22 protein-coding genes are annotated in these 25282 nt (G+C 64.5%); 8 read left to right on the forward strand and 14 right to left on the reverse strand.

Translation table 11 applies throughout. From position 1 onward, the window contains the following. Positions 1 to 140 precede the first annotated feature (140 nt). From N5J71_RS17160 to uvrD, 5 genes are all read right to left on the reverse strand, one after another. Entirely contained in the window at positions 141 to 995 is an 855-nt protein-coding gene (locus N5J71_RS17160) for a Tim44 domain-containing protein (protein WP_108235024.1), read from the reverse strand. A 144-nt stretch (positions 996 to 1139) separates the two neighbouring features. Continuing rightward, complete coding sequence (locus N5J71_RS17165; protein WP_279917296.1) at positions 1140 to 1721, reverse strand: TetR/AcrR family transcriptional regulator; 582 nt, start codon at positions 1719 to 1721, stop codon at positions 1140 to 1142. 182 nt (positions 1722 to 1903) lie between these two features. Beyond that, the gene (locus tag N5J71_RS17170; protein WP_279917297.1) at positions 1904 to 2986 is read right to left on the reverse strand and encodes a TRAP transporter substrate-binding protein; all 1083 of its coding nucleotides are present in this window, start codon (positions 2984 to 2986) and stop codon (positions 1904 to 1906) included. A 234-nt stretch (positions 2987 to 3220) separates the two neighbouring features. Next, complete coding sequence (locus N5J71_RS17175; protein ID WP_279917298.1) at positions 3221 to 4315, reverse strand: TRAP transporter substrate-binding protein; 1095 nt, start codon at positions 4313 to 4315, stop codon at positions 3221 to 3223. A 23-nt stretch (positions 4316 to 4338) separates the two neighbouring features. Then, complete coding sequence (uvrD, locus tag N5J71_RS17180; RefSeq protein ID WP_279917299.1) at positions 4339 to 6522, reverse strand: DNA helicase II; 2184 nt, start codon at positions 6520 to 6522, stop codon at positions 4339 to 4341. 288 nt (positions 6523 to 6810) lie between these two features. Here uvrD and N5J71_RS17185 point away from each other — a divergent pair, with 288 nt between their 5' ends. Continuing rightward, positions 6811 to 9693, forward strand: coding sequence for a GGDEF and EAL domain-containing protein (locus N5J71_RS17185; RefSeq protein ID WP_279917300.1), 2883 nt, complete (start codon positions 6811 to 6813; stop codon positions 9691 to 9693). A 33-nt stretch (positions 9694 to 9726) separates the two neighbouring features. Here the strand turns inward: N5J71_RS17185 and N5J71_RS17190 are convergent, their stop codons facing one another. Further along, positions 9727 to 10152: a VOC family protein gene (locus tag N5J71_RS17190; RefSeq protein ID WP_279917301.1), complete on the reverse strand. Its 426-nt coding sequence runs from the start codon at positions 10150 to 10152 to the stop codon at positions 9727 to 9729. Positions 10153 to 10295: 143 nt separating this feature from the next. On the opposite strand from N5J71_RS17190, the gene N5J71_RS17195 reads away from it, so the two are divergent. Beyond that, positions 10296 to 11150, forward strand: coding sequence for a LysR family transcriptional regulator (locus tag N5J71_RS17195; RefSeq protein WP_003464756.1), 855 nt, complete (start codon positions 10296 to 10298; stop codon positions 11148 to 11150). Between the two features lie 119 nt (positions 11151 to 11269). On the opposite strand, the gene N5J71_RS17200 is transcribed toward N5J71_RS17195, so the two are convergent. The 7 genes from N5J71_RS17200 to N5J71_RS17230 all read right to left on the reverse strand — a co-directional run bounded on the left by N5J71_RS17200 (position 11270) and on the right by N5J71_RS17230 (position 16943). Further along, a complete protein-coding gene (locus N5J71_RS17200) occupies positions 11270 to 12040 on the reverse strand; it encodes a MetQ/NlpA family ABC transporter substrate-binding protein (RefSeq protein WP_003464754.1) in 771 nt (256 codons plus the stop codon). A 61-nt stretch (positions 12041 to 12101) separates the two neighbouring features. Beyond that, on the reverse strand, positions 12102 to 12770 hold the full coding sequence (locus N5J71_RS17205) for a methionine ABC transporter permease (protein ID WP_279917302.1): 669 nt from the start codon (positions 12768 to 12770) through the stop codon (positions 12102 to 12104). Then, positions 12770 to 13777 carry a methionine ABC transporter ATP-binding protein gene (locus tag N5J71_RS17210; protein ID WP_196447221.1) on the reverse strand — a complete coding sequence of 336 codons (1008 nt, stop codon included), beginning with the start codon at positions 13775 to 13777 and terminating at the stop codon, positions 12770 to 12772. Before N5J71_RS17210 ends, N5J71_RS17205 begins: the two co-directional genes overlap by 1 nt. A gap of 172 nt (positions 13778 to 13949) precedes the next feature. Beyond that, the gene (locus tag N5J71_RS17215; protein WP_279917303.1) at positions 13950 to 14795 is read right to left on the reverse strand and encodes a PA5502 family lipoprotein; all 846 of its coding nucleotides are present in this window, start codon (positions 14793 to 14795) and stop codon (positions 13950 to 13952) included. An 89-nt stretch (positions 14796 to 14884) separates the two neighbouring features. Next, positions 14885 to 15673: a zinc ABC transporter permease subunit ZnuB gene (gene znuB / locus N5J71_RS17220; RefSeq protein ID WP_279917304.1), complete on the reverse strand. Its 789-nt coding sequence runs from the start codon at positions 15671 to 15673 to the stop codon at positions 14885 to 14887. Further along, complete coding sequence (gene znuC / locus N5J71_RS17225; protein WP_074855789.1) at positions 15673 to 16461, reverse strand: zinc ABC transporter ATP-binding protein ZnuC; 789 nt, start codon at positions 16459 to 16461, stop codon at positions 15673 to 15675. Before znuC ends, znuB begins: the two co-directional genes overlap by 1 nt. Continuing rightward, a complete protein-coding gene (locus N5J71_RS17230; protein ID WP_279917305.1) occupies positions 16458 to 16943 on the reverse strand; it encodes a Fur family transcriptional regulator in 486 nt (161 codons plus the stop codon). Before N5J71_RS17230 ends, znuC begins: the two co-directional genes overlap by 4 nt. 66 nt (positions 16944 to 17009) lie before the next feature. Between N5J71_RS17230 and znuA the strand changes: the two genes are divergently transcribed. Both znuA and N5J71_RS17240 read left to right on the forward strand, forming a co-directional pair. After that, complete coding sequence (gene znuA, locus N5J71_RS17235; protein ID WP_279917306.1) at positions 17010 to 17948, forward strand: zinc ABC transporter substrate-binding protein ZnuA; 939 nt, start codon at positions 17010 to 17012, stop codon at positions 17946 to 17948. Positions 17949 to 18161: 213 nt separating this feature from the next. Continuing rightward, on the forward strand, positions 18162 to 19403 hold the full coding sequence (locus N5J71_RS17240; protein WP_279917307.1) for an MFS transporter: 1242 nt from the start codon (positions 18162 to 18164) through the stop codon (positions 19401 to 19403). Between the two features lie 14 nt (positions 19404 to 19417). On the opposite strand, the gene zwf is transcribed toward N5J71_RS17240, so the two are convergent. Beyond that, positions 19418 to 20842 carry a glucose-6-phosphate dehydrogenase gene (zwf, locus tag N5J71_RS17245; protein ID WP_241198037.1) on the reverse strand — a complete coding sequence of 475 codons (1425 nt, stop codon included), beginning with the start codon at positions 20840 to 20842 and terminating at the stop codon, positions 19418 to 19420. A 288-nt stretch (positions 20843 to 21130) separates the two neighbouring features. On the opposite strand from zwf, the gene hexR reads away from it, so the two are divergent. From hexR to N5J71_RS17265, 4 genes are all read left to right on the forward strand, one after another. Next, on the forward strand, positions 21131 to 21997 hold the full coding sequence (gene hexR / locus N5J71_RS17250) for a transcriptional regulator HexR (RefSeq protein ID WP_003464720.1): 867 nt from the start codon (positions 21131 to 21133) through the stop codon (positions 21995 to 21997). 94 nt (positions 21998 to 22091) lie between these two features. Further along, on the forward strand, positions 22092 to 22304 hold the full coding sequence (locus N5J71_RS17255) for a PA3496 family putative envelope integrity protein (protein WP_003464717.1): 213 nt from the start codon (positions 22092 to 22094) through the stop codon (positions 22302 to 22304). 211 nt (positions 22305 to 22515) lie between these two features. Next, positions 22516 to 22974, forward strand: coding sequence for a (2Fe-2S)-binding protein (locus N5J71_RS17260; protein ID WP_003464715.1), 459 nt, complete (start codon positions 22516 to 22518; stop codon positions 22972 to 22974). A gap of 14 nt (positions 22975 to 22988) precedes the next feature. Then, the gene (locus N5J71_RS17265; protein ID WP_257598183.1) at positions 22989 to 25244 is read left to right on the forward strand and encodes a xanthine dehydrogenase family protein molybdopterin-binding subunit; all 2256 of its coding nucleotides are present in this window, start codon (positions 22989 to 22991) and stop codon (positions 25242 to 25244) included. Positions 25245 to 25282: the final 38 nt, after the last annotated feature.

A 25282-nucleotide genomic window follows, 5' to 3' on the forward strand; every position in this document is an offset into this window, starting at 1 on the left:
GGCAGAAAACACCGCAAAACTGCCAGTTTCCCCCTCTCCCTAACCCTCTCCCCGGAGGGGCGAGGGGACTGATCGAGCTCGACCGTTTCTTAAGTGAACAGCATTACGGGCAAGCCCGGGTTTTTAGTGCGCCGTAGCGATCAGTTCTGGCGAATGCCGGCGATCAGCCACGGCTGGTTGTCGCCCTGGGCACGCTCCAGGCGCCAGCTTTCGCTGAAGGGCTCGCCCTGGTCGAAGCGCGAGGTTTTCGACACGCCGCTGAAGGTCAGGGTGGCGATGGTCTTTTCGGCGTTGTCGTCGACACCATCGAGTTGCACGTCGAGGTTGTCGACGTAGGTGGACTGGAAGCCGTCACCCAGTTCGGCGCGCTCACGCTTGAGAAAGTCCAGCAGCTGCGGAGTGACGAACTCGGCGATCTTGTCCATCTCGTTGGCGTCCCAGTGCTGCTGCAGGTTCATGAAGTGCTCACGACCGGCGGCGATGAAGCTCTGCTCGTTGAACCAGGCCGGGGCGTTGATCACCGGAGCGGCCGAAGCCAGGCGACCACCGAAGATATTGCTGCCAGCGGTCGGCGCGTTGTCGGCGTTCGGCATTTCACGCTGGTACGGCGCACCGGCAGCGGCCATTTGCGGCTGTTGGCGAGCGCGACGGGCGGCGAGGAAGCGGAACAGCAGGAAGGCGATCAGGCCGAAGATCAGCATGTCCATGATCTGCAGGCCTTCGAAACCGTCACCCATGAACATCGAGGCCAGCAGGCCACCGGCGGCCAGACCGGCCAGCGGGCCGAGCCAGCGCGAAGCACCGCTGGCGGCAGCGGCAGGCTGTTGACGACCGGGTGCCTGGGCAGCCGATTGCGCCGGCGGCGTGGCCTGGCGGGTCTGGTGGCTGGGTGCGGAGCCGAAGGATTTGCCACCGCCAAAACGTTTGGCGTGGGCTTCGAAGCTGAAGGTCAGTGCCAGGCACAGCACCATGGCGATACTGAGGAAACGCTGCATCACGGTTTTCTCTCTTGTGGAAAAGCTTGGTCTGCATCTTGCCCGTCATGGATGGGCATGACCAGTGACAGAATGTTTCCGGCTTTTGCCTGTACTGGATGGCGCCGTGCCTGCCCGGCTTGGTACCGAAGCGCCTGGCGCACCCTACGGGCGTTGCAGCAGCAGAGGCAGCGGGCCGCAGCGTAGTTGAGCACGCAGAAAGGCGCGGAAGGTTGCTGCGTCCTCTTCGGGATGACGCAGCCAATGCACGAAGCTGCGCAGGTAGGCGCTGGTGAGCAGGGTTTCTTCGGCGATACGGCGCAGGTGCAGGCTTTGCCGGCCGGCTGCTTCGCGCCACCACTGCACGGTGCGGCTGACGCGCATCAGGCCGAGCACCTGCAGGTGGATATGCCCGGGCTCGAGCTTGTACAGCAGCATCTGCCCGGTCACCGCGCGATGGGCTGTCAGGCTGTCGAGCCAGGCCAGCAGGCAGCTTTCCAGACGTTGTTCGGCGTTCAGACCCTGCAAATCGGGATTTCTGGCGTGGCCGAGCATGGCCAGGTCGGCGCGGTCGAACCAGGCTTCCACCAGGTCGTCCTTGTCGCGGTAGTGACGGGCGATATCGTCCAGGCCGATGTCGAGCGCGGCGGCGATGTCGAACAGGTGCAGGCGCTCCCAGCCGCAGACGTCGGCCAGTTGCAGGGCGGTATCGAGGATATGGGCAGGATCGGTTGGCTTGTTTTTCATCCGTGAAGTATGGCCGCCAGGGCATGAGGCGCAGCCTGGAACGACAAACGGAGCCGGATAGGTCAGATGTGGCCGCGCCGAACGGGTAGGAGCGGCGCCCCGCCGCGAACCTGAGGTAATACAGCTTCGCCCCGGGGAGGGGCTCCCACAAGATAAGGGCAAGGGCTATAGCGCTGAGCGGCTCAGCGCCAGTCGTACAGCTCTTTTTCCGACAGCGCCTGCATCGAGGTGGCCAGCGCCTGGAAGGCTTGCATCGAGGCCCAGATGCGGCCGTTGAGTTCGCTTTGCGCGGCCAGGTCGCCGAGCACCTGTTCGCTCTCGTTTTGCATGGCCCGCAGCACCTCGTCGGGGAAGCGCTTGAGCAGCGTGCCGCTCTTCTTAAGTTCATCCAGCGCCAAGGCGTTGTGGTAGACGTAGTCGTCCATCATGTCCTGGGTCGCCGCGCGCGCCGCTTCGCTGACGATGGCCTGCAGGTCGGCGGGCAGGGCGTCGAAGGCTTTCTGGTTGATCAGCAGTTCGAGCACCGACTGCGGCTCCTGCCAGCCCGGGTAGTAATAGTACTTGGCGGCCTTGTGCAGGCCGAAGGCCAGGTCGTTATAGGGGCTGACCCAGTCGGTGGCGTCGATGGCGCCGGTCTGCAGGGCGGTGAAGATTTCGCCACCCGGCATCACCGCGGTGGTCGCACCCAGGCGGCTCCAGACTTCGCCGCCGAGGCCCGGCATACGGATCTTCAGGCCTTTGATGTCAGCCAGGCTGTTGATTTCCTTGTTGAACCAGCCGCCCATCTGCATGGTGCTGTTACCCGCCGTCAGCGGCTTGAGGCCGAAGGGCGCGTAGGCTTCATCCCACAGTGCCTGACCGCCGCCCTTGCTGAGCCAGGCGTTCATTTCCAGGGTGGACAGGCCGAAGGGCACCGCACCGAAGAACTGTGCGGCCGGCACCTTGCCCTTCCAGTAGTAGGGCGTGCCGTGGCCGAGTTCGGCCGTGCCGCGCGACACCGCGTCGAACACTTCCAGCGCCGGCACCAGCTCGCCAGCGGCATAGACCTTGATGGTCAGGCGCCCGGCGCTCATGGCGTTGACTCGCTCGGCCAGGCGTTCGGCTGCGGTGCCGGTGCCGGGTGCGTTCTTCGGCCAGGTGGTGACCATCTTCCAGTGGAAGGTCTGGGCGGGGGCTGCGGCCTGGTCGGCCGGTGCGGAGTCGTCCTTGCAGCCGATCAGGCCGAGGGCGAGCAGGGGCAGGAGGAGCAGAGAGCGAAGACGCATGGGCAGTCATCCCTGAGGAAGAACGGGGCTCTTGGTGGTCGATACCTGTTAGTCAAGCTACGCGCCGAGTCTGTAGGAGCGGCGCCTCGCCGCGAACCCGGGCTCGAAACAATGCCGGGTGCGCTCTTGGCTATCATTGCGCCGATGGCGGGCGGTATAAGCTTCGCCCCGAGGCGGGGCTCCCACACACAATAATGCGTTGGGAGCCTGGCCTGAAGGGACTCTCTTGTTGAATCAACGCCAGTTGTACAGTTCTTTCTCGGTCAACGCCTGCATGGCGCTGGCCTCTTCGAGGAAGGCCTTCTGCGAGGCCCAGATGCGGCCGTTGAGATCGTTCTCGGCGGCCAAAGACTCGAGCACCAGGTTGGATTGCTCGCGCATGGCTTGCAGCACGTCATCCGGCAGACGCTTGAACTGCACGCCTTCGCTCTTCAGGCTTTGCAGCGCCTTGGCGTTGTTGAACACGTAGTCGTCCATCATGTCCAGGGTCGCGGCACGCGCGGCTTCGACGACGATGGCTTGCAAGTCGGTCGGCAATGCGTCGAAGGCCTTCTGGTTGACCATGGCCTCGACCACCGCCTGCGGCTCCTGCCAGCCCGGGAAGTAGTTGTACTTGGCAGCCTTGTGCAGGCCGAAGGCCAGGTCGTTATAGGGGCCGACCCAGTCGGTGGCATCGATGGCACCGGTCTGCAGGGAGGTGAAAATTTCGCCGCCCGGCAGGTTGACGGTGATCGCACCCAGACGGCTCCAGACTTCGCCGCCGAGGCCCGGCATGCGGATCTTCAGGCCTTTGATGTCGTCCAGGCTGTTGATTTCCTTATTGAACCAGCCGCCCATTTGCATGGTGGTGTTGCCCGCCGACAGCGGCTTCACGCCGAACGGTGCGTAGGTTTCGTCCCACAGCGCCTGGCCACCGCCGTGGCTGAGCCAGGCGTTCATTTCCAGAGTCGAAAGACCGAACGGCACGCTGCTGAAGAACTGCGCAGCCGGGACTTTGCCTTTCCAGTAGTACGGCGTGCCGTGGCCCATCTCGGCGGTGCCGCGCGAGACGGCATCGAACACTTCCAGTGCCGGCACCAGCTCACCAGCGGCGTAGACCTTGACGGTCAGGCGCCCGGCGCTCATGGCGTTGATGCGCTCGGCCAGGCGCTCGGCAGAGGTGCCCAGACCAGGGAAGTTCTTTGGCCAGGACGTGACCATTTTCCAGTGGATGATTTCTGCCGGCTTGGCAGCGGCTTGCTCGCTGGCAGCCTTGTCTTCTTTGCAGCCAACCAGGCCGATGGCGGCGATCAGCGCCAGGGCGGTGCCGAACAGATTGCGGCGATTCATCGATTATCTCCAGGTACGGTGTACTAACAGGCTTCGAGCTTGGCGTACGCCAGCATCAGCCATTTACTGCCTTCGTTTTCGAAATTCACTTGGACCCGCGCCTGGGCGCCAGCACCCTCGAAATTGAGGATGGTGCCCTCGCCGAACAGGCTGTGACGTACGCGCTGGCCCAGACTAAAGGGCGTTTCCGGCACGGCGCTGCCGGCGAACAGGCTGCCGCCACCCATCGAGCTGGTGCTCACCGGGCGGCTGACGCTGTTGCTCAGGCGCACCTCCTGAATCAGCGGTGCGGGGATTTCGCGGACGAAGCGCGACACCTTGTTGTAGGTCTCGCTACCGTAGAGACGCCGGGTTTCGGCGTAGCTGATCACCAGCTTCTGCATGGCACGGGTAATGCCGACATAGGCCAGGCGGCGTTCTTCTTCCAATCGGCCCGGTTCTTCCAGGCTCATCTTGTGCGGGAACAGACCCTCTTCCATGCCCACCAGGAACACCAGGGGGAATTCCAGGCCCTTGGCACTGTGCAGGGTCATCAATTGAATGCTGTCTTCGTTCTCGGCGGCCTGAGTGTCGCCGGCCTCCAGCGAGGCGTGGGTGAGGAAGGCCTGCAGCGGGGTCAGCTCGTCGTCTTCATCGTTCTCGAAGGCGCGCGCGGCGCTGACCAGTTCCTCCAGGTTTTCCACCCGGGCTTGGCCCTTCTCGCCCTTTTCCGCCTCGTGATAGGCGAGTAGGCCGCTCTTTTCGATGACCACCTGGGTCATCTGGTGCAGCGGCATGGCAGCGACTTTCTCGTCGAGGTTATTTATCAAATCGATGAATGCGGTCAGCGCCCCGGCGGCCTTACCGGACAATGTTTTTGTTGCGAGCATTCGGCGAATAGCCGCCCACATTGGTAGCTCATGCTCACGCGCAAATTGGCGAATGTTTTCTACCGTTTTTTCGCCGATACCACGTGCAGGCACGTTGATGATTCTTTCTAGCGCCGGATCGTTGTCTCGTGCGTCGAGCAGGCGCAGATAGGCCATGGCGTTCTTGATTTCGGCACGCTCGAAGAAGCGCTGACCACCGTAGATGCGGTAGGGGATCTTCTCGCGCAGCAGCGCCTCTTCCAGCACGCGCGACTGGGCGTTGGAGCGATAGAGAATGGCGATCTCGCTGCGCTTGAGGCCGTCCTTGCGCAGGGCGTCCTCGATCGTCTCGACCACGTAGCGCGCTTCGTCGTGCTCGTTGAAGGCGGCGTACAGGGCTAGCGGCTCGCCATCACCGACGTCGGTACGCAGCTCCTTGCCGAGGCGACCCTGGTTGTTGGCGATCAGCGCGTTGGCGGCATTGAGGATATTGGCGGTGGAGCGGTAGTTTTGCTCCAGGCGAATGATCTCGGCATCGGCGAAGTCCTGGTCGAACTGCTGGATGTTCTCGATCTTCGCGCCGCGCCAGCCGTAGATCGACTGATCGTCGTCGCCCACGACCATCAGGCTTTCGCCGCCCTTAGCCAAAAAGCGCAGCCAGGCGTACTGCACGGCGTTGGTGTCCTGGAACTCGTCGACCAGGATATGGCGGAAGCGGCGCTGGTAGTGCTCCAGCAGGCCGGCGTTGTCGCGCCAGAGGTCGAGGGCACGCAACAGCAGTTCGGCGAAGTCGATGACACCGGTGCGTGCGCAGGCCGCCTCGTAGGCTTCATAGATGCTGCGCATGGTGGCCAGGAACAGGTCGCCGCTGGCCTGGATACCTTGCGGGCGGATGCCCTCGTCCTTTTGCCCGTTGATGAACCACTGCGCCTGCTTGGCCGGCCAGCGTTGTTCGTCGAGGCCCAGTTCACGGATCACCCGCTTGATCAGGCGCTGCTGATCGTCGGAGTCGAGAATCTGGAAGTTCTCGGCTAGCTTTGCCTCCTGCCAGTGTGCACGCAGCAGGCGGTGAGCCAGACCGTGGAAGGTACCGACCCACATGCCCGCAGGGGCGTGGCCGAGCACGTCTTCGATGCGGTGACGCATCTCGGCAGCCGCCTTGTTGGTGAAGGTCACCGACAGAATGCTGTGCGGCGACACGTCCAGGCGCTGGATCAGGAAGGCGATGCGATGCACCAGCACGCGGGTCTTGCCCGAGCCGGCGCCGGCCAGCACCAGCTGATGACCAGGCGGTGTGGTAACCGCGTGGTGCTGGGCGGGATTGAGGGTAGTGAGTCTGTGATCGAGGTCATTTTGCATCGCGGCATTCTAGGGGGCCGGACAGGTGAGGGCAAACCGTTGGCCGAGCGTGGAGAAACGCGTCCGATGCAACCGACGACTGGCAGGTCAGGGCGCAGATGCGCCTGGTCAGGCGGCCAAAGGCCATCATGCTCTGCCGGTGCCCGCCAAAAGTTGGGCGTCAAGCTGTGAAAGGGGCCACATCATTGTTGGGCAGAGCGTCTGTCTCGGGTATTCTCCCGCGACGTCAGGGCTGAGGCAGCTGAAAAACACCGCGGCCCCTCAGGCAATCATTACAAGAAATCGCCCATGACCGCCACGACTAGCGCCGAAGTTCAAGAGGTGACGCTGGACCCGCATCAGGCTGAACGTCAGTTCGCCACGGATATTGCCGTCGAGCGCACCCGCTTGCTGTTTCTGGGCTCGCGCCTGCCCACTCTGCTCATGCTCCTGGTTGGCCTGGCCTGCAGCCTATTGCTGTGGAATCAGCAGAGCGCCCTCATGCTCGCAGCATGGTTGGGCTGGGTGGTGTTGCTGGTGCTGCTGCGTCTGACCCAGGTGAATGCCTTCAACGCGGCGCTGCCGAGCCGCCAGGCCGAACCCTACTGGCGCCGCATCTTCCTCTTCGGCGCCGGTGCATCCGGGTTGACCCTCGCCTTCGCCGTGATAGTGCTGGTGCCCGCCGATGTCTTCTACCAGCAGGCGCTGGTCTATGGTCTGATCGCTGCGGCGATTCTTTCAGCCAGCGTGGCCTATGCCGTCAGCCTGTCGGCCTTTCTCAGCTTCGCCTTGCCCTGCCTGCTGCCTTCGGTGACCTATCTGTTGCTGGCCGACAACAGCCTGCAACGCGGTTGGGGGCTGCTTGGGCTGATCCTGTTTCTTGCCTTGCTGATCGTGGCCTGGCAGGTCAACCGCCTGGTACAGCGCAGCCTGCTGCAACGGTTCTATAACCTGGCGCTGATCAGCAACCTGGAGCATGCCAAGCAGCGCGCCGAAGGGCTCAATGAAGAGCTGGCGCGCGAAGTGGAGCAACGCCGTCGCGCCGAACGTGAGCTGCGCGGTGCCCATGGTGCGCTGGAAATGCGCGTGGCCGAGCGTACCCTGGAGCTGGACGAGGCGACTCATGCCCTGGGCAAGAGCCAGGAGTGCCTGGCCCTGGCGCTGGAGGTCAGTGAGCTGGGGCTGTGGGACTGGGATCTGGAAAGCGATCAGGTGCACCATTCGCACCTGCGCGAGCTGTTTGGTCTGGAGCCGGAGCAGGTGCAGGTGATGCTGCGCGACCTCACCCCGCGTCTGCATCCGGATGATCTGCCAGGGTTGCGCCGGGCGTTGGTCCGGCACCTCAAGGGGCGCAGCGAGGATTATCAGATCGAGTACCGCGTGCGCCATGTCGATGGTCACTGGGTCTGGGTCGAGGACCGTGGCCGTGCGGTCGAGCGCGACGCCGCCGGCCGTGTACGGCGCATGCTCGGCACGCGGCGCGATGTCAGCGCGCGGCGTCAGCAGGAGCAGCAACAGCGCCTGGCCGCGACCGTGTTCGAAGCGGCCAGCGAAGGCATCTTCATTCTCGACCCCGACTACCGTGTGCTGGCGGTCAACCGTGCGTTCAGCGCGGTGACCGGATACAGCCGTGAGGAGGTGGTCGGGCGCACGGTGACCAGCCTGATCGGCAGCCGCGAGATGCGCCGGCAATACCAGATGATCCGCCAGGAACTGGACAGCACCGGTACCTGGCAGGGCGAGCTGATCGAGACGCGCAAGAGCGGCGAGCTTTACCCGCAATGGCTGCAGCTCAACCTGATACGCGACGCCAGTGGCCGGCCCAGCCAAATCGTCGGCTTCTTTGCCGACCTCAGTGCGCGACGCGAGGCCGAGGAGCGCCTGCGCTACCTGTCGCACTACGATGATCTGACCGGCCTGGCCAACCGCAGTCTGTTCAAGGAGCGTCTGCACGATGCCAGCCAGCGCGCCCGCCAGAGCGGCCGCAGCATTGCCCTGGTGCACATCGACCTGGACCGTTTCAAGCTGCTCAACGACAGCCTCGGCCATGAAGTGGCGGATCAATTGCTGCGCCAGATGAGCCGTCGCCTGACCCAGGCCGTGCCGGAAGCTGACTGCATTGCACGGCTGTCGGGTGATGAGTTCGCCATCATCCTCGACGCCTACGGCAGCCTTTCCAGCCTGGCACGGGTGGCCAGTCGGCTGCTGGCCAAGTTGCGTGTGCCAATGACCGTTGGTGGCCACGAACTGGTGATCAGCGCCTCGCTGGGCATCAGCCTGCTGCCAGACTACGCGCGTGAGATCAGCGCGCTGATCAGCCAGGCCAACATGGCCGTGCAACATGCCAAGCACCTGGGCGGCAACACCTTCCAGTTCTTCACCGACAATCTGCAGGCCTGCACCCTGGAGCGCCTGCAACTGGAGAACCAGCTGCGCAAGGCCATCGACGAAGGCCAGCTGGAAGTGTTCTACCAGCCCAAACTGAACCTCGCCGACGACCAGCTCAATGCTGCCGAGGCGCTGGTGCGCTGGCGCCATCCGCAACAGGGCATGGTGCCGCCGAGCGAGTTCATCGGTCTGGCCGAGGAAACCGGGCTGATCGCACCGATTGGCGAGTTCGTGCTGCGTCAGGCTTGCCGCCAGGCGTGCCAGTGGCAGCAGCAAGGGCTGGCGCAGATACGAGTGTCAGTGAATATCTCGGTGTATCAGTTACGTCAGGGCAACCTCACCAGCCTGGTGCGCCAGGTGCTCGAAGAAACCGGCCTGGCGCCGCAGTACCTGGAGCTGGAACTGACCGAAAGCCAACTGCTGGATAACGTTGACAGCGTCATCGTCACCTTCCGCCAGTTACGGGAGCTGGGGGTCAAGCTGGCCATCGACGACTTCGGCACCGGCTATTCCTCGCTCAGCTACCTCAAGCGCTTCCCGGTGCATTACGTGAAGATCGACCAGACCTTCATCCGCGACCTGTCACCCGGTGGCGAGGATGCCGCAATCACCCGCGCGATCATCGCCATGGCTCACAGCCTGGAGCTGAAAGTGGTGGCCGAGGGCGTGGAAACCCAGGCGCAGATGGACTTTCTCAAGAGCCAGAACTGCGATGAGATCCAGGGCTTTCTGATCAGCCGCCCGGTGGAGGCAAGCGCCTTCGCCGAGCTGCTGCGTGCGCAGATCGATAATCCACTGGATTGAGCGGCATTTGCTCGCTCCCCAGGTAGCCTGCGTTCACTTGGCGAACAGCTGGCCGATGTCCTTGAACGCCTTGAACTCCAGCGCGTTGCCGCAGGGGTCGAGGAGGAACATGGTGGCCTGCTCGCCGACCTGGTCCTTGAAGCGTACATAGGGCTCGATGACGAATTTCGTTTCGCGGCTGCGCAGGCGCTCGGCCAGCGCTTCCCAGTCAGCCCAGCCGAGCACCACGCCGAAGTGCGGCACCGGTACGTCGTGGCCGTCCACGGGGTTGCTGGCGGCCGACTCCTGGTAGGCCATCTTCGGCGCTTCATGGATCACCAACTGGTGGCCGAAGAAGTCGAAGTCTACCCAGTGGTCGCTGCTGCGACCCTCGGCACAGCCGAATACCTCGCCGTAGAAATGCCGCGCGGCAGCCAGGTCATGAACGGGAATTGCCAGGTGGAAGGGCGCAAGGGACATCACGGAATACCTTTGGTTATTGTGTGTAGGGCGGGTGAAACCCGCCATCGGTGTTCATTGCACCAGCCTATCAACAGCAAAATTGTTCTAAAGCGAATATCCTTGCGCGCAAGCTCAAATATTTTTGATCAATCGAGGCTTCGATGCTGCGCGAACTGAAAACCTTCGTCACCGTCGCTCGCCTGGGCACCTTCGCCGCTGCCGGCCAGCAGGTGGGGTTGACCCAGTCGGCGGTCAGCGCGCAGATGCGCGTACTCGAGCAGCACCTCGGCGTGCGCCTGTTCGACCGCAGTGGCCGCGCTGCCGTGCTCAACGCCGCCGGCCGGCACGCCTTGCCGCTGGCCGAACAGATGCTCGCGCTGTACGCGCAGATGGCGCTGCCGCCGGCCGCCGATCAGTGGCAGGGCGAATTGCGCGTCGGTGCCATCGCTACCTTGCAGACTGGTCTGCTGGCCGAGGCTTTACCGCGTTTTCGCCAGCTGGCACCGCTCGTCGAGCTGAAGCTGGTGCCGGGCGTTTCCCTACAGCTGTTCAGCCAATTGGATGCCGGTGAGCTGGACCTGGCCCTGTTGATCAAGCCGCCGTTCGCCTTGCCCAAGGAAATCCTGGAAGTGCCGCTGGCACAGGAGCCTTTCGTGCTTATTGCGCCGCTGGACGTGCCGGGCGACGACCCGCTGCGGCTGCTGGTCGAGCAACCCTTCGTGCGCTACGACCGCGCCTCGTTCGGCGGTCGTCAGGTCAGCCGTTTTCTGCGCGAGCAGCGCCTGAACGTACGTGAGGCGCTGGAGCTGGATGAGCTGGATGCCATCGTGCGCCTGGTGGAAAACGGTATGGGCGTGGCCCTGGTACCGCGTGCGGGCCTGTGGCTGCAACGGCCGACGCGGCTGTGGGTGATCGAGCTGGGCGCGCTGACCTTCCATCGCGAGCTGGTCGCCCTGGTGCGCCGTGCGCAGCGCCAGCCGGCGCTGGATTGTCTGCTGGAGTGCCTGCGGCGCTGATCCGTATTGTTGGCAGTGCGTACGGCGCACCCTACGGATCGCTGAGATTCCACGCATAAAAATACCGCGCAGCTTTGCAGCGGCGCGGCATTGTTTACAGCAAGAGCGGTCGGCGGCGATCAGAACGCCGGGACGACGGCGCCCAGGTACTTCTCTTCGATGAACTGCTTCACTTCGGCGCTGTGCAGGGCCTTGACCAGCTTCTGTACGGCCTCGCTGTCCTTGTTGTCAGCGCGGGTCACCAGGATGTTCACGTACGGCGAGTCGCTGCCTTCGATGGCCAGGGCGTCCTTGGTCGGGTTCAGCTTGGCTTCCAGGGCGTAGTTGGTGTTGATCAGGGCGAGGTCGACCTGGCTCAGTACGCGCGGCAGGGTGGCCGCTTCCAGTTCACGCACCTTGATCGCTTTCGGGTTCTCGACGATGTCCTTCGGCGTGGCGAGGATGCCGGCTTCCGGCTTGAGTTTGATCACGCCGGCCTTCTGCAGCAGCAGCAGGGCACGGCCGCCGTTGGTGGCATCGTTGGGGATGGCCACGGTGGCGCCTTGCGGCAGCTCGCTCAGATCCTTGATCTTGCTGGAGTAGGCGCCGAAGGGCTCGACGTGCACGCCGGCAACGCTGACCAGCTCGGTCTTGCGGCTGGCGTTGAACTCGTCCAGGTACGGCTGGTGCTGGAAGAAGTTGGCGTCGAGGTTCTTCTGCTGTACCTGCAGGTTGGGCTGCACGTAGTCGGTGAACACACGTACCTTCAGCTCCACGCCTTCTTTGGCCAGGGCTGGTTTGACGAACTCGAGGATCTCCGCGTGCGGCACCGGGGTGGCAGCGACGTTGAGGGTTTCGGCCTGGGCCGAGAAGGCCGCGCAGGCGGCGATGGCAGTCAGCAGTTTCTTCATTTCAAGGTTCCTTTTGGGAAGGTTGGTGCGGGTCTCGCGGGTGGCGAGTCGCCGCTTTTCATCATTTACGGGAAAAATGCACCACGAGGCGATCCCCGACCATCTGCAGCACCTGCACCAGAATCAGCAGCAGGATCACGGTCACGGCCATCACGTCCGGTTGGTAGCGCTGGTAGCCGTAGCGCACGGCCAGGTCGCCGAGGCCGCCGCCGCCGATCAGGCCACTCATGGCGGTGTAAGACACCAGGGTAATCGCGGTGACGGTGGTGGCCGCGAGCAGGCCGGGCAGCGCCTCGGGCAGCAGCGCGCGGGTGATGATCTGCCAGGTAGTGGCGCCCATCGCCTGGGTCGCTTCGATGATGCCGCGCTCGACTTCACGCAGGGCGGTTTCCACCAGCCGTGCGAAGAACGGCGTGGCGCCTACCACCAATGGCGGGATGGCGCCGGCCACGCCCAGCGAGGTGCCGACCAGCAGCTCGGTGAAGGGAATCATCAGGATCAGCAGGATGACGAAAGGCACCGAGCGCAGGATGTTCACCACCAGCGACAGCGCGCCGTACAAGGCCTTCTGCTCGAACAGCTGGCGCGGGCCGGTGAGAAACAGCAGCACGCCGAGCGGCAGGCCGAGCAGCGCGGTGAACAGCATCGAGCCGATCAGCATGTTCAGGGTGTCGAGACTGGCCTGCCAGATTTCCGGCCAGAACACGTTGGGCAGCAGTTGTTCGAGCATCAGCGCAGTACCTCCAGATGCACGTCGGCGGCTGCGAAGCGCGCCAGCGCGGCGTCGATGTCGCCACCGGTCAGGGCCAGGGTGAGCTGGCCGTAGGGGGTGTCCTTGATGCGGTCGATGCGCCCGGCGAGGATGCTGTAGTCCACCCCGGTTTCGCGGGCCACAGTGCCCAGCAGCGGTGCGTAGGTGGCTTCGCCCTGGAAGGTCAGGCGCAGGATGCGGCCTTCGACATGGGCAAAGTCATCGCGCTGTTCGGCTTCGTCGACGTGCTCGGACTCCTGCACGAAACGCTTCGTGGTCGGGTGCTGCGGGTGCAGGAACACCTCGGCCACCGGGCCTTCCTCGACGATGACGCCGGCATCCATCACCGCCACGCGGTCGCAGACGCGGCGGATCACGTCCATCTCGTGGGTGATCAGCACTATGGTCAGGCCCAGTTCGCGGTTGATCTCGGCCAGTAGTTGCAGTACGGCGGTGGTGGTCTGCGGGTCGAGGGCGCTGGTGGCCTCGTCGCACAGCAGGATCTTCGGTCGCGTGCTCAGTGCGCGGGCGATGCCGACGCGCTGCTTCTGCCCACCGGAGAGCTGCGCCGGGTATTTGTTGGCGTGATCTTGCAGGCCGACGCGGGCCAGCAGTTCGGCGACGCGGGCGTCGATCTCGGCGCGGCTCAGCTCGCCGGCCAGACGCAGCGGCATGGCGATGTTGTCGGCCACGGTCTTCGACGACAGCAGGTTGAAGTGCTGGAAGATCATCCCGACCTGCTGGCGGAAGCGGCGCAGGCCATTGGCATCGAGGGCGGTGACGTCGACACCGTCGATCTCGATGCGCCCGCCGGAGGGTTCTTCCAGGCGGTTGATCAGGCGCAGCAGGGTGCTCTTGCCGGCGCCGGAGTGGCCGATGATGCCGAACACCTGGCCGCTGCCGACCTGCAGCGTGGTGGGCTGCAGCGCCGGAATCTCGCGACCGGCGACGCGGTAGGCTTTGTGGACGGATTGAAACTGGATCACGCGAACGACCTTTTGGGTATGTTCAAGGGCGGGCCCCCAGGTGGAAGGGGCCGGCCTTCGGGCGCCGGGTGAGGCGCAAAAGGGCGCTAGTTTACCCGGCGGTGTTTAGGTCTAGAAAATCTTTGTTGGCCTATGGTTATTACAAAATGGCATTACCGATAAGCGACAGACATCAGTTGCGCTTTGGGCTCAACAGCAGGCGTGGCACCTGTTGCGGAGCGATCTTCTGGCTCAACTGCGGACGAAAGCTTGGGTCGAGTTTCTTGATGCGTGCCGACAACAGCGCCGCAACCCAGGGATAATCCTTGGCCTCGCGTACTTCGATGCGCACGGCGCAGCGAAAGGTCACGACATCCGCCGCCACGCTGTCGAGCAGGCGGCGCAGGTTTTCGTTGTCCTGGTTGTCCAGCATAGGCATGGCCACGCTGCTGGTGGCGGCGTTCGGATCGATCAGGCGTGCTGTGGGCTTGCTCTCGACCACTGGTGCTGGCTGGCTTGCGGCTATCGGAGCGGTTGCTACCTTGGCGGCAGCCTGGCGCTCACTGTCTAGGCGCTGCTGACGCAGTTGTTCCTGGCGCTCGGCATCGAGCTTGGCGGCCGCTTCGCGGGCCTGTTGCTCGGCTGCTGCCTGGCGGGCAGCGCGGGCGCTGTCGATGGCCTGGTTGAGATCGCGACTCAGAGCCGGCGCCTGTGGCATCAGGCTGCGGGCCTGGCCCAAGGCCTGCGCGGCGCGATCCAGATCGCCCTGCTGCAGCGCTTCGCGACCTTGTTCCATATAGGCCTCGGCCAGCTGGCGCTGGTACTGCTCCAGACGGGTATCGCGGCTGGCGCGCTGCTGCAGTGTGCTGAGCTGGCTGCGTGCGTCGTCGAGGCGTTCTTCGGCCAGGCTCAGGTCGAGCTGACGGAAGGCGACGACCAGATCGTCGACCGGCGGAAGGCTGTGCTGCTGGCTGCTCTGGCAACCGGCCAGAAGTAGAACCAGAAAAAGCGGAAGACCACGAAAAGCGAACGACTTCATAACTACGCGTCTCGAATTGTGCAAAAAACGCGCAATCATACAGGTTCGTACCGCTGATTTCATCTTGATCGGCTACGCAGAGCGCGCCATCAGCTGTTGCGCTTGGGCAGCGCAAAGCTGGCCAGGAACAACGCAGCAGCGCTGACTACGATGGACGGCCCGGCTGGTGTGTCCTGATACCAAGACAGCGCCAGGCCGCAACACACCGCCAGCAGGCCGAGCAAGCTGGCGCCGACGGCCATCTGTTCCGGCGTGCGTGCGTGGCGCTGGGCGGCGGCGGCGGGGATGATTAGCAGGGAAGTGATCAGCAGCACGCCGACGATCTTCATCGCCACGGCGATTACCACAGCGATCAGCAGCATCAGCGCCAGGCGAATCGCGGCCACCGGCAGGCCTTCGACCCGCGCCAGTTCCTCGTGCACGGTGATCGCCAGCAGTGGCCGCCACAGCCAGGCCAGCACTGCCAGCACCAGCGCGCTGCCACCCATGATCCAGGCCAGATCGGTAGGGCTGACGGCGAGCAGGTCGCCGAACAGGTAGCTCATCAGATCAATGCGTACGTCATGCATGAAACTCAGCGCCACCAGGCCCAGCGACAGGGTGCTGTGGGCGAGGATACCCAGCAGGGTGTCGGAGGCCAGCGGCTGGCGCTGTTGCAGGGTCACCAGCAGCACGGCGAGCAGCACGCAGCCGACGGTCACCGTCAGGGTCGGGCTGACGTCGAGCATCAGGCCCAGTGCCACGCCGAGCAGGGCCGCGTGGGACAGCGTGTCGCCAAAATAGGCCATGCGCCGCCAGACCACGAAGGAGCCGAGCGGGCCGGCTACCAAGGCCAGCGCCAGGCCGGCGAGCAGGGCGTTGAGGAGAAAGTCAGGCATCAGTGCTTACAGTTCGGGCCGTGGACGTGGGCCGGGCCGTGAATGGTCAGGCCGGGCTTGACCACGCCGCCATGCAGGTCGTGATCGTGGTCATGATGGTGGTGGTAGACGGCCAGGCTCTTGGCGTCCTGGCCGAACAGTTCGATAAAGGCTGGGTCGCCGCTGACCTGCTCCGGGTGGCCGGAGCAGCAGACATGGCGGTTGAGGCAAACCACCTGATCGGTGGCGCTCATCACCAGATGCAGGTCGTGCGAGACCATCAGTACGCCGCAGCCATGCCGTTCGCGCAGCCGTGAGATCAGCCGATACAGCTCGGCCTGGCCGGCGACGTCGACGCCTTGTACCGGCTCGTCGAGCACCAGCAACTGCGGCTCGCGCAGCAGGGCGCGGGCCAGCAGTACGCGCTGCATCTCGCCACCGGAAATGCTCTGCAGCGGGCTGTCGATCACCTGCTCGGCACCGACCTCGGCCAGTGCTGCCAGAGCGCGCTTGCGATCCACCCCAGGCACCAGGCGCAGGAAACGCAGCACCGAGAGCGGCAGGGTCGCGTCGACGTGGAGTTTTTGCGGCATGTAGCCGATGCGCAGGCGCGGCGCTCGGCGCACGTTGCCGCTGTCGGGTTGGAGCAAGCCGAGTACCACGCGCACCAGGGTGGTCTTGCCGGCGCCGTTGGGGCCGATCAGGGTGACGATCTCGCCGGGCTGTACGCTGAGCTGCACGTTATCCAGCACCGGCTGGCCGTTGAAGCTGACAGCGACGCCGTCGAGGCGGATTAGGGCGTCGCTCATGCCGTGCCCTTGCAGCCGGCGCACAGGCCGACGACTTCCACGGTCTGACCCTCGACGACGAAGCCGACGCCGGCTGCACTGTCGACGATGGCCTGACTGATGGTGGCTTGTTCCAGTTCGGTCGCCGCATGGCACGCTCGGCAGATCAGGAACTGGCCCTGATGCGGGTGCTCGGGATGGCTGCAGCCGACGAAGGCGTTAAGTGATGCGATGCGGTGTACCAGGCCGTTTTCCAGAAGGAAGTCCAGCGCGCGGTAAACGGTGGGCGGCGCGGCGCGGCGACCGTCTTCGTCGCTCAGCACGCCGAGGATGTCGTAGGCGCCGAGCGGCTTGTGGCTGGCCCAGACCAGCTCCAGCACACGCTTGCGCAGGGCAGTCAGGCGCAGACCCTGGCGCGCACAGATGGCTTCGGCTTCGGCCAGCGCATGGCTGACGCAGCGGGAGTGATCGTGGGGGCGTGCAGCCAGGGGGGTATCGATCATGGGCAAGGACGGAGCGAGTGAGAGACGTTATTATATTACCTGTTCAATTCCATTCGAGTATGCCCCGTGTTGCGTCTTTTCTGTCTCTTTACCCTGTTTTTCGTCGCCAGCGCCCAGGCCGAAGTGCGTGTGCTGACCAGTATCAAACCGCTGCAACTGATCGCCGCAGCGGTGCAGGACGGCGTTGGCGAACCCGACGTGTTGCTGCCGCCGGGCGCCTCACCGCATCACTACGCGCTGCGTCCGTCCGATGTACGGCGTGTGCGTGATGCCGACCTGCTGTACTGGATCGGCCCGGACATGGAAGGCTTCCTGCCGCGCGTGCTGGGTAGCCGTGAAAAGCCCCAGGTAGCCGTGCAGGACCTGCCCGGTATGACCCTGCGTCATTTCGGCGAGAGTCATGAGGAAGACGATCACGACGATCATGATCACGAGCACGCACATGCTGGCGACGACCTGGGCCACGATCACGACCACCGCCCGGGTAGCCTGGATGCTCATTTGTGGTTGGCAGCAGACAACGCCAAGGTCATCGCCGCACGCATGGCGGCAGACCTGGCCAAGCTGGATACCGCCAATGCCGGGCGTTACGCCGCCAACCTGAAAGCCTTCGAAGCGCGTCTGGATGTGCTCGATGGCCGTATTCGCCCGCAACTGGCCGCCTTGCAGGGCAAGCCGTACTTCGTTTTCCACGAGGCCTTCGACTATTTCGAGGCCGCCTACGGCCTCAAGCACGCAGGCGTGTTCAGCGTGCTGACCGAGGTACAACCCGGTGCGCGGCATGTCGCTGCCATGCGCAAGACGCTGCAACAGGCTGGCCCGAGCTGCGTGTTCAGCGAACCGCCGCTGCGCCCGCGTCTGGCTGAAACCCTGACCGCAGGCTTGCCGGTGAAACTGGCGGAACTGGATGCCTTGGGCGGCGCCTTGCCGGTCGACGCCAGCGGTTACGAGCAACTGCTGGAGAATCTGGCTGGCGGCCTGAGCGAGTGCCTGAATAGCCTGTAGGACACGCATTGGAGAGTCCAGCGGCAGGCCCTGTGTAGGAGCGAATTCATTCGCGATTGAAGCGCCCCGGATTGCATCCAGACCACGGGCTGGCCAGGCTTTTGTGGGAGGGGCTTCAGCCGCGACTCGCCGCGCTACGAACTGTAACCACCGCCTCGTTGCCGCCCGCATGCGCAAACCACTAGGCTTGCGCTTTTGCCGCGAGCGCCCGTCATGTCGCCCACTGCACCTCGCCCGTCCAACGCCACGCTGGTGCTGCTGGCCTCGCTCTATTGTGCTCAGGGTTTGCCATCCGGTCTGATCGCCCACTCGCTACCGGTGCTGTTGCGCAAGCATGGCGTCGACCTGGCGCTGATCGGTCTGCTCAAACTATTGGCGCTGCCCTGGCTGCTCAAGGTGTTGTGGGCACCCTGGATCGATCGTCTGGCCTCACCCCGACTTGGCCATCACCGTGGCTGGATCCTGCCGCTGCAAAGCGGCGTCATCGCCTGTGTCGCGGCACTGGCGCTGCTCGCTCCGCAGACGCTGTTCGGCTCCGGCCTGTGGTTGTTGCTTGGTTTGCTGCTGCTGATCAACCTGCTGGCCTCGACCCAGGACATCGCCACCGACGGGCTCACCGTACGCTTGCTGCCCGAACGCTGGCGTGGCCTGGGCAATAGCCTGCAGGTGGGCGGCTACAAGGTTGGCATGATCGTCAGCGGCAGCGGCCTGTTGCTGGTGATCGACCCGTTGGGCTGGAACCTGGCTGTGGGGCTGGTGGCCGGCCTGATCCTGCTGATGACCGTGCCGATCTGGCTGTTTCCCGAGCGCCGCGTGTTGCCGTTCCAGCCTGCTCTGGCTGAAAACGCCCTCGGCCCTCGTCTGCTGTTCGACCACTACCGTGGCCTGTTGGCGCAACCCGGCATGCTGCTGTGGCTGGCGGTGGTACTGACCTTCAAACTGGGTGATTCGCTCGGCTCACCGATGATCAAGCCGATGCTGGTGGATCAGGGCTGGAGCACGGGCGCGCTTGGCCAACTGACCCTGATCAGCAGCCTGGCCGGCATCGGCGGTGCCTTTCTTGGCGGCCTGCTCTACGCCCGCATCGGTGTGCTGCGCGCTCTGATCCTGTTCGGTGCCCTGCAGGCCATCGGCATCGCCGCCCTGGCCTTGCTGGTGGGGCAAGGTGTCAATACCGGACTGGTCTATGCCGTGACCTTGTTCGAGCAGGTGGCCGACGGCATGTCCACCGTCGCCCTGTTCGCCGCGATGATGCGCATGTGCCGCCCCGAACACGAAGGCGCCGACTTCACCTTGCAGGCCTCGGCACAGTTGCTGCTGTCCGGATTCGTCGGGGCCAGCAGCGGGGTGCTGGCCAAGGCGTTGGGGTATGAGGGCTTGTTCGTCGGAGCGGGGGTGTTGGGGATGCTCGTGCTGGTGGTCGTGCTGCTGCATGGGCGCCGCAAGCCCGCCTGAGTAAACGGGGCGGATCACTCCGCCCAGTGCCGGCCGTGACGCTCCAGCAGGTGTTGCAGTTGTTCCGGCCCATCGCTGCCGGCCGGATAGGGGCGCGGGCTCTGGTAGTGCTGGTGCCAGCCCTGCAGGATCGGGTCGACCCATTGCCAGGCCGCCTCCACTTCGTCACGACGCATGAACAGCGTCGAGTCGCCTTCGATCACGTCGAGCAGTAGGCGCTCGTAAGCATCCCAGCGACGTTGCTGGTTGAAGGCATTGGCCAGATTGAGGTCCAGCTCCACCGGTTTCAGGTGCATGCCCTTGCCGGGGTTCTTGGCCATCAGTTGCAGGCTGATGCGCTCTTCCGGCTGCAGGCGGATCAGCAACTGGTTGGCTTCGCCATCGTTGAACAGGCGGTGCGGCACGGGCTTGAACTGAATCAGAATCTCCGAGGCCTTCTTCGCCAGGCGTTTGCCGGTGCGCAGGTAGAAGGGCACGCCGGCCCAGCGCCAGTTGTCGATCTCAACCTGCACGGCGGCGAAGGTCTCGGTATCACTGTCGTTGTCGACGTTCTTCTCGAAGTAATAGGCGGGGACGTCGTGGCCGCCGATCTTGCCGGCGGTGTACTGGCCGCGCACGGTCTTGTCCTGCACGTCGAGGCCGGAGATGGGTTTCAGCGCTTCGAGGATCTTCACCTTTTCGTTGCGCACCGCGTCGGCGTCGAAGCGCACCGGCGCCTCCATGGCCACCAGGCAGAGCAGTTGCAGCAGGTGATTCTGGATCATGTCGCGCATGGCGCCGGCCTTGTCGTAGTAGCCGCCGCGGTTTTCCACGCCCAGGGTTTCGCACACGCTGATCTGCACGTGATCGATGTGCCCAGCGCGCCACACCGGCTCGAACAGGGCGTTGGCGAAGCGCAGCGCCATCAGGTTCTGCACGGTTTCCTTGCCCAGATAATGGTCGATGCGAAACACCCGCGCCTCGTCGAACACGGCGCCGATGGCGGCGTTGATCGCGCGGGCCGATTCCAGCGAGTGGCCGATGGGTTTTTCCAGCACGATGCGCGCGGCAGGACCAGCCAGGCCGGCGTTGGCCAGGTGCGCTGCGATGGCTTCGAACAGACTCGGTGCGGTGGCCAGGTAATAGACCCGTACGCGCTCGTCATCACGCCCCAGGCGCTTGGCCAGGCGGCCGAAATCGGCGCTTTGCGCCGCATCCATGGCGAAGTAGTCGAGGCGCGCGGCGAAGCTGGCCCAGGTTTCGTTGGCGAAATCGGCGCGCGCCACCTGGGCGCGGCAGTGACGCTCGGCCAGGGCTTGATAGGCCTCGCGGCTGTGACTGCTGCGGGCCAGAGCGAGGATGCGCACATCGGCGTGCAGGCGCCCTTCGCGGTGCAGGTGATAGAGAGCCGGCAGCAGCTTGTGCAGGGCCAGGTCGCCCGTACCACCGAAGACCAGCATGTCGCAGGGGATGCTCAAGGGAAGACTCCGACTCGTTGTGGCAGGCCATTGCAAGTGACCTGCGTTCGCATGAGAGGGGCGCGAAAACGTCCTCAGGTATGCCTGTGTTCTTCGGCATGCGGGCATACCGGAAAGTTCGTTCAGCGAATTGGCAGTGGCTTGGCTGTGCGCGAGCGCGAGCTATGTAGTATAACTACAAGGTCACTACAACCGCCGCCCGCCGATCATAACCGAGCTATGACCCGCCGAGTGCCGCGGTAGACCCTTTTCTGCATAGAGCCTATCTCAGTGAATCTGTTGCAACACATCGCCCAGTCGCGCCACCTGCTGCGCAAGTCCGAGCTCAAGGTGGCCGATCACGTCTTGCTCGATCCTGCATCGGTGATGCACAGCTCCATGGCCGAACTGGCGCACAGCGTCGGCATCAGCGAGCCGACCATCGTGCGCTTCTGCCGCGCCATCGGTTGCAGTGGCTTCCAGGACCTCAAGCTGAAGCTGGCGCAGAGTCTGGCCGCCGGGGCCAGCTTCGGTCAGTTCGCGATTCACGAGGATGACTCGGTCGCCGACTTCAGCCTGAAGATCTTCGACACCACCCTGCATACGCTGATGGAGGTGCGCGAGAAGCTCGACCCCGAGGCGCTGCAGCGCGCCATCGCCGCCTGCTCCAACGCGCAGCGCGTGGAGTTCTACGGCTTCGGTGCATCGGGCGCGGTGGCTGCCGATGCCCAGCACAAGTTCTTCCGCCTGCTGCTCAACGCCGCGGCCTATTCCGACCCGCACATGCAGGCGATGAGTGCGGTGACCCTGCAGCCGGGCGACGTGGCGGTGTGCATCTCTCAGTCGGGCCGTTCCAAGGACCTGCTGATCACCGCCAACCTGGTGCGTGAGTCCGGCGCCAGCCTGATCACCCTGTGCCCTAGCCAGACGCCACTGGCGGAGCTGTCGACCGTCAACCTGGCCATCGACGTGCAGGAAGACACCGAAATCTACACCCCGCTGACCTCGCGTATCGCCCACCTAGTGGTGATCGATGTGCTGGCCATGGGCGTGGCCATGGCGCGCGGGCCGAGCCTGGTCAACCACCTCAAGAGCGTCAAGCGCAGCCTGCGCAGTCTGCGTCTGTCGCCGAAGTCGCTGCGTAACAGCGAGGATTGAGAGCGGGTTCATCGCCTGTTCATCTTCACGCCGTCAAAGCGTCATCTCCCCGGGTGAAGCTGGGTACTCCAGTCCTCGTTCCGGGAGAACCGAGATGCCTCGTATCTTCGATGACGCGCAACTGCACGACCAACCTGACGCCAAGACCCGGCGCAAACTGCAAGACCAGCGCCGCATGGCCTATCGCCGGGCCATCGAGCACTATGCCGAGCAGTGCCAGCTGCAACGCGAGCTTGCCGACTTCCCCGAGCTGCTTTCCGCCAGCTACCTTCAGCACGGCGAACCTGATTCGCGCCGCGCCGCCTGACTTTCTTGTTGCCCTGCCTGCGGGCAGGGTAGTGAGCTTGCCCGATTCTACGAACTTATTGCCCGGTTCTGCCGATCTCTGTGGTCGGCGGCGACAGGTGCTTTTGTGCCCACTACAGTGATGACCTGGCCCCCTGTGTGCGGGGTTGACCGTGACCACCGGCACGCCATGCCGGAACCATCAGACACCATCAGAACAAGGTGGGTAGACCATGATTACCCTGAATCTCAATGGCAAGGACCATGAGTTGGACGTGGCCGATGACATGCCGCTGCTCTGGGCGTTGCGCGACGTCGCCAATCTCACCGGCACCAAGTACGGCTGTGGCATGGCCTTGTGCGGCGCCTGCACGGTGAACGTCGAAGGCCAGCCGACCCGCTCTTGCGTCACCCCGGTATCGGCGGTGGTCGGCAAGCGCATCAGCACCATCGAGGCGGTCGGCGAAGACGCCGTGGGCAAGGTGGTTCAGGACGCCTGGCGCCAGCTCGACGTGGTGCAGTGTGGCTACTGCCAGTCCGGGCAGATCATGGCGGCGACGGCGCTGCTGAACAGCAACAAGGCGCCGAGCGATGCCGATATCGACGCGGCCATGAGCAGCAACATCTGCCGCTGCGCCACCTATGTGCGGATTCGCGCCGCCATTCACGAAGCTGCCGGCAAACTGACCTGAGGAGGCGCATAGACATGGGCAAGATCGAAACCCCCGATAGCGCGACTCGCGGCATCCTCAATGTCAGCCGTCGCACCCTGCTCAAGGGCGCAGGTGGCCTGGCGCTGGGCATCTTCTTCGCGCCGCTGATGCGCGGTATGGATGCGCTGGCGGCAGGTGGCCCGCTGGAACCGAATGCCTTCGTGCGCATCGACCTCGATGGCACGGTGACCGTTCTGGCCAAACACCTGGAAATGGGCCAGGGCAGCTACACCGGCCTGGCCACCCTGCTCGCCGAAGAGCTGGATGCCGACTGGGACAAGGTACGCGTCGAAGGCGCGCCGGCCGATGTGAAACGCTACAACAATCTCGCCTTCGGCCCCATGCAGGGCACTGGCGGCAGCACCGCCATGGCCAACTCTTGGGAGCAGATGCGCAATGCCGGTGCGACCGCCAAGGCCATGCTGGTGGCGGCTGCCGCGCAGCGTTGGAGCGTACCGGCCGGTGAAATCAGCGTCAGCCAGGGCGTGGTCAGTCACGCCGGCTCCGGCCGTAGCGCCGGCTCCGGCCGTAGCGCCGGCTTCGGTGAGCTGGTCGAGGCGGCGGCATCACTGCCGGTGCCGGAGCAGGTGCAACTCAAGGACCCCAAGGACTTCAAGCTGATCGGCAAGCTCGAGCTGCGCCGCAAGGACAGCCCGAGCAAGACCGATGGCAGCGCCATCTTCACCCAGGACTTCAAGCTGCCCGGCATGCTGGTGGCCATGGTTGCTTATCCGCCACGCTTCGGCGGCGTGCCGCGCTCGGTCGACAGCAGCAAGGCCAAGGCCGTGCGTGACGTGGTCGAGGTGGTGGAGTTTCGCGATCTGCCCCACGGTCGTTCGGGCGTCGCCGTGTTGGCGAAGAACACCTGGGCGGCGCGCCAGGGCCGCGATGCGCTGGTGATCGAGTGGGACGAGAGCCAGGCCTTCACCCTGGGCAGCGAGGAAATTCTCGCGCAATACCGCGACGATGCGGGCAAGCCAGGCCTGCCGGCCACGAGCAAGGGCGATACCGATGCGGCGTTGGCCCAGGCGGCGAAAACCGTCGAGGCCGACTACGAGTTTCCTTATCTGGCGCACGCGGCGATGGAGCCGATGAACTGCCTGGTGAAACTCTCCAGCGACCGCTGCGAAATCTGGAACGGCGAGCAGTTTCAGACCGTCGACCAAACCATCATCAGCGGCTACCTGGGCCTGACGCCCGAGCAGGTGTCGCTGACCCAGCTGTATGCCGGCGGCAGCTTTGGTCGCCGCGCCAGTTCGGTGTCGGACTACCTGCTGGAGGCGGTGGCGATTACCAAGGCCGCGCGTGACAAGGGCGTGGACGCGCCGGTGAAGATGGTATGGACGCGTGAGGACGATACTCGTGGCGGTTATTTCCGGCCGCTGTACCTGCACCGCGTGCGCATCGGCCTGGACCAGGCCGGCAAGCTGCAGGCCTGGCACAACCGCATCGTCGGCCAGTCGATCATGACCGGTACCTCGATGGAGCCCTTCATGATCAAGGAAGGCATCGACCATACCTCGGTCGAGGGTCTCGCCAACCTGTCCTATGCGGTGCCCAACCTGCAGGTGGAGCTGAGCACGCCGAGCAATATCAAGGTGCCGGTGCTGTGGTGGCGTTCGGTCGGTCATACCCACACCGGTTACGTCGCCGAAACCATGATCGATGAGGCCGCCGTCGCTGCAGGGCAGGATCCTTACGCCTTCCGTCATGCGTTGCTGGAAAGTCATCCGCGTCACCGCGGTGCGCTGGAGCTGGCCGCCAAGCAGGCCGGCTGGGACAAGCCACTGGCGGCGGGTGCCGAGGGCGAGAAGCGCGGGCGTGGCATTGCCGTGCACGAGTCGTTCGGCTCGTTCGTGGCCCAGGTCGCCGAAGTCACGGTGAAGGCCGATGGCAGTTACCGTCTGGATCGCGTGGTGTGCGCCGTGGACTGTGGCATCGCGATCAATCCGGATGTGATCAAGGCACAGATGGAGGGCGGCATCGGGTTTGGCCTGGCGGCGGCGTTGCACGGTGCGATCACCCTGAAGGAAGGGCGGGTCGAGCAATCGAACTTCCACGACTTCCAGGTGCTGCGCATGAACGAGATGCCCAAGGTCGAGGTGCATATCGTGCCGTCGGCGGCGAATCCTACCGGTGTCGGTGAGCCGGGCGTGCCACCGCTGGCGCCGGCCCTGGCCAACGCCCTGTTCGCGGCCACTGGCGTGCGCTTGCGCAAGCTGCCGTTCCCGGCGCAGATCAAGGCCTGACGTCCGATACTGGAAACACGAACGCCCGGGGTAATCCC

Source organism: Ectopseudomonas oleovorans (assembly GCF_029845265.1).
In the GTDB taxonomy this organism is placed as follows: Bacteria; Pseudomonadota; Gammaproteobacteria; order Pseudomonadales; family Pseudomonadaceae; genus Aquipseudomonas; species Aquipseudomonas oleovorans.

Excerpts from the sequence above, each read along its gene's own strand:
- N5J71_RS17160 (WP_108235024.1), bottom strand. The coding sequence starts at position 995 with ATGCAGCGTTTCCTCAGTATCGCCATGGTGCTGTGCCTGGCACTGACC.
- N5J71_RS17165 (WP_279917296.1), bottom strand. The coding sequence starts at position 1,721 with ATGAAAAACAAGCCAACCGATCCTGCCCATATCCTCGATACCGCCCTG.
- N5J71_RS17170 (WP_279917297.1), bottom strand. The coding sequence starts at position 2,986 with ATGCGTCTTCGCTCTCTGCTCCTCCTGCCCCTGCTCGCCCTCGGCCTG.
- N5J71_RS17175 (WP_279917298.1), bottom strand. The coding sequence starts at position 4,315 with ATGAATCGCCGCAATCTGTTCGGCACCGCCCTGGCGCTGATCGCCGCC.
- uvrD (WP_279917299.1), bottom strand. The coding sequence starts at position 6,522 with ATGCAAAATGACCTCGATCACAGACTCACTACCCTCAATCCCGCCCAG.
- N5J71_RS17185 (WP_279917300.1), top strand. The coding sequence starts at position 6,811 with ATGACCGCCACGACTAGCGCCGAAGTTCAAGAGGTGACGCTGGACCCG.
- N5J71_RS17190 (WP_279917301.1), bottom strand. The coding sequence starts at position 10,152 with ATGTCCCTTGCGCCCTTCCACCTGGCAATTCCCGTTCATGACCTGGCT.
- N5J71_RS17195 (WP_003464756.1), top strand. The coding sequence starts at position 10,296 with ATGCTGCGCGAACTGAAAACCTTCGTCACCGTCGCTCGCCTGGGCACC.
- N5J71_RS17200 (WP_003464754.1), bottom strand. The coding sequence starts at position 12,040 with ATGAAGAAACTGCTGACTGCCATCGCCGCCTGCGCGGCCTTCTCGGCC.
- N5J71_RS17205 (WP_279917302.1), bottom strand. The coding sequence starts at position 12,770 with ATGCTCGAACAACTGCTGCCCAACGTGTTCTGGCCGGAAATCTGGCAG.
- N5J71_RS17215 (WP_279917303.1), bottom strand. The coding sequence starts at position 14,795 with ATGAAGTCGTTCGCTTTTCGTGGTCTTCCGCTTTTTCTGGTTCTACTT.
- znuB (WP_279917304.1), bottom strand. The coding sequence starts at position 15,673 with ATGCCTGACTTTCTCCTCAACGCCCTGCTCGCCGGCCTGGCGCTGGCC.
- znuC (WP_074855789.1), bottom strand. The coding sequence starts at position 16,461 with ATGAGCGACGCCCTAATCCGCCTCGACGGCGTCGCTGTCAGCTTCAAC.
- N5J71_RS17230 (WP_279917305.1), bottom strand. The coding sequence starts at position 16,943 with ATGATCGATACCCCCCTGGCTGCACGCCCCCACGATCACTCCCGCTGC.
- N5J71_RS17240 (WP_279917307.1), top strand. The coding sequence starts at position 18,162 with ATGTCGCCCACTGCACCTCGCCCGTCCAACGCCACGCTGGTGCTGCTG.
- zwf (WP_241198037.1), bottom strand. The coding sequence starts at position 20,842 with ATGCTGGTCTTCGGTGGTACGGGCGACCTGGCCCTGCACAAGCTGCTG.
- N5J71_RS17255 (WP_003464717.1), top strand. The coding sequence starts at position 22,092 with ATGCCTCGTATCTTCGATGACGCGCAACTGCACGACCAACCTGACGCC.
- N5J71_RS17260 (WP_003464715.1), top strand. The coding sequence starts at position 22,516 with ATGATTACCCTGAATCTCAATGGCAAGGACCATGAGTTGGACGTGGCC.
- N5J71_RS17265 (WP_257598183.1), top strand. The coding sequence starts at position 22,989 with ATGGGCAAGATCGAAACCCCCGATAGCGCGACTCGCGGCATCCTCAAT.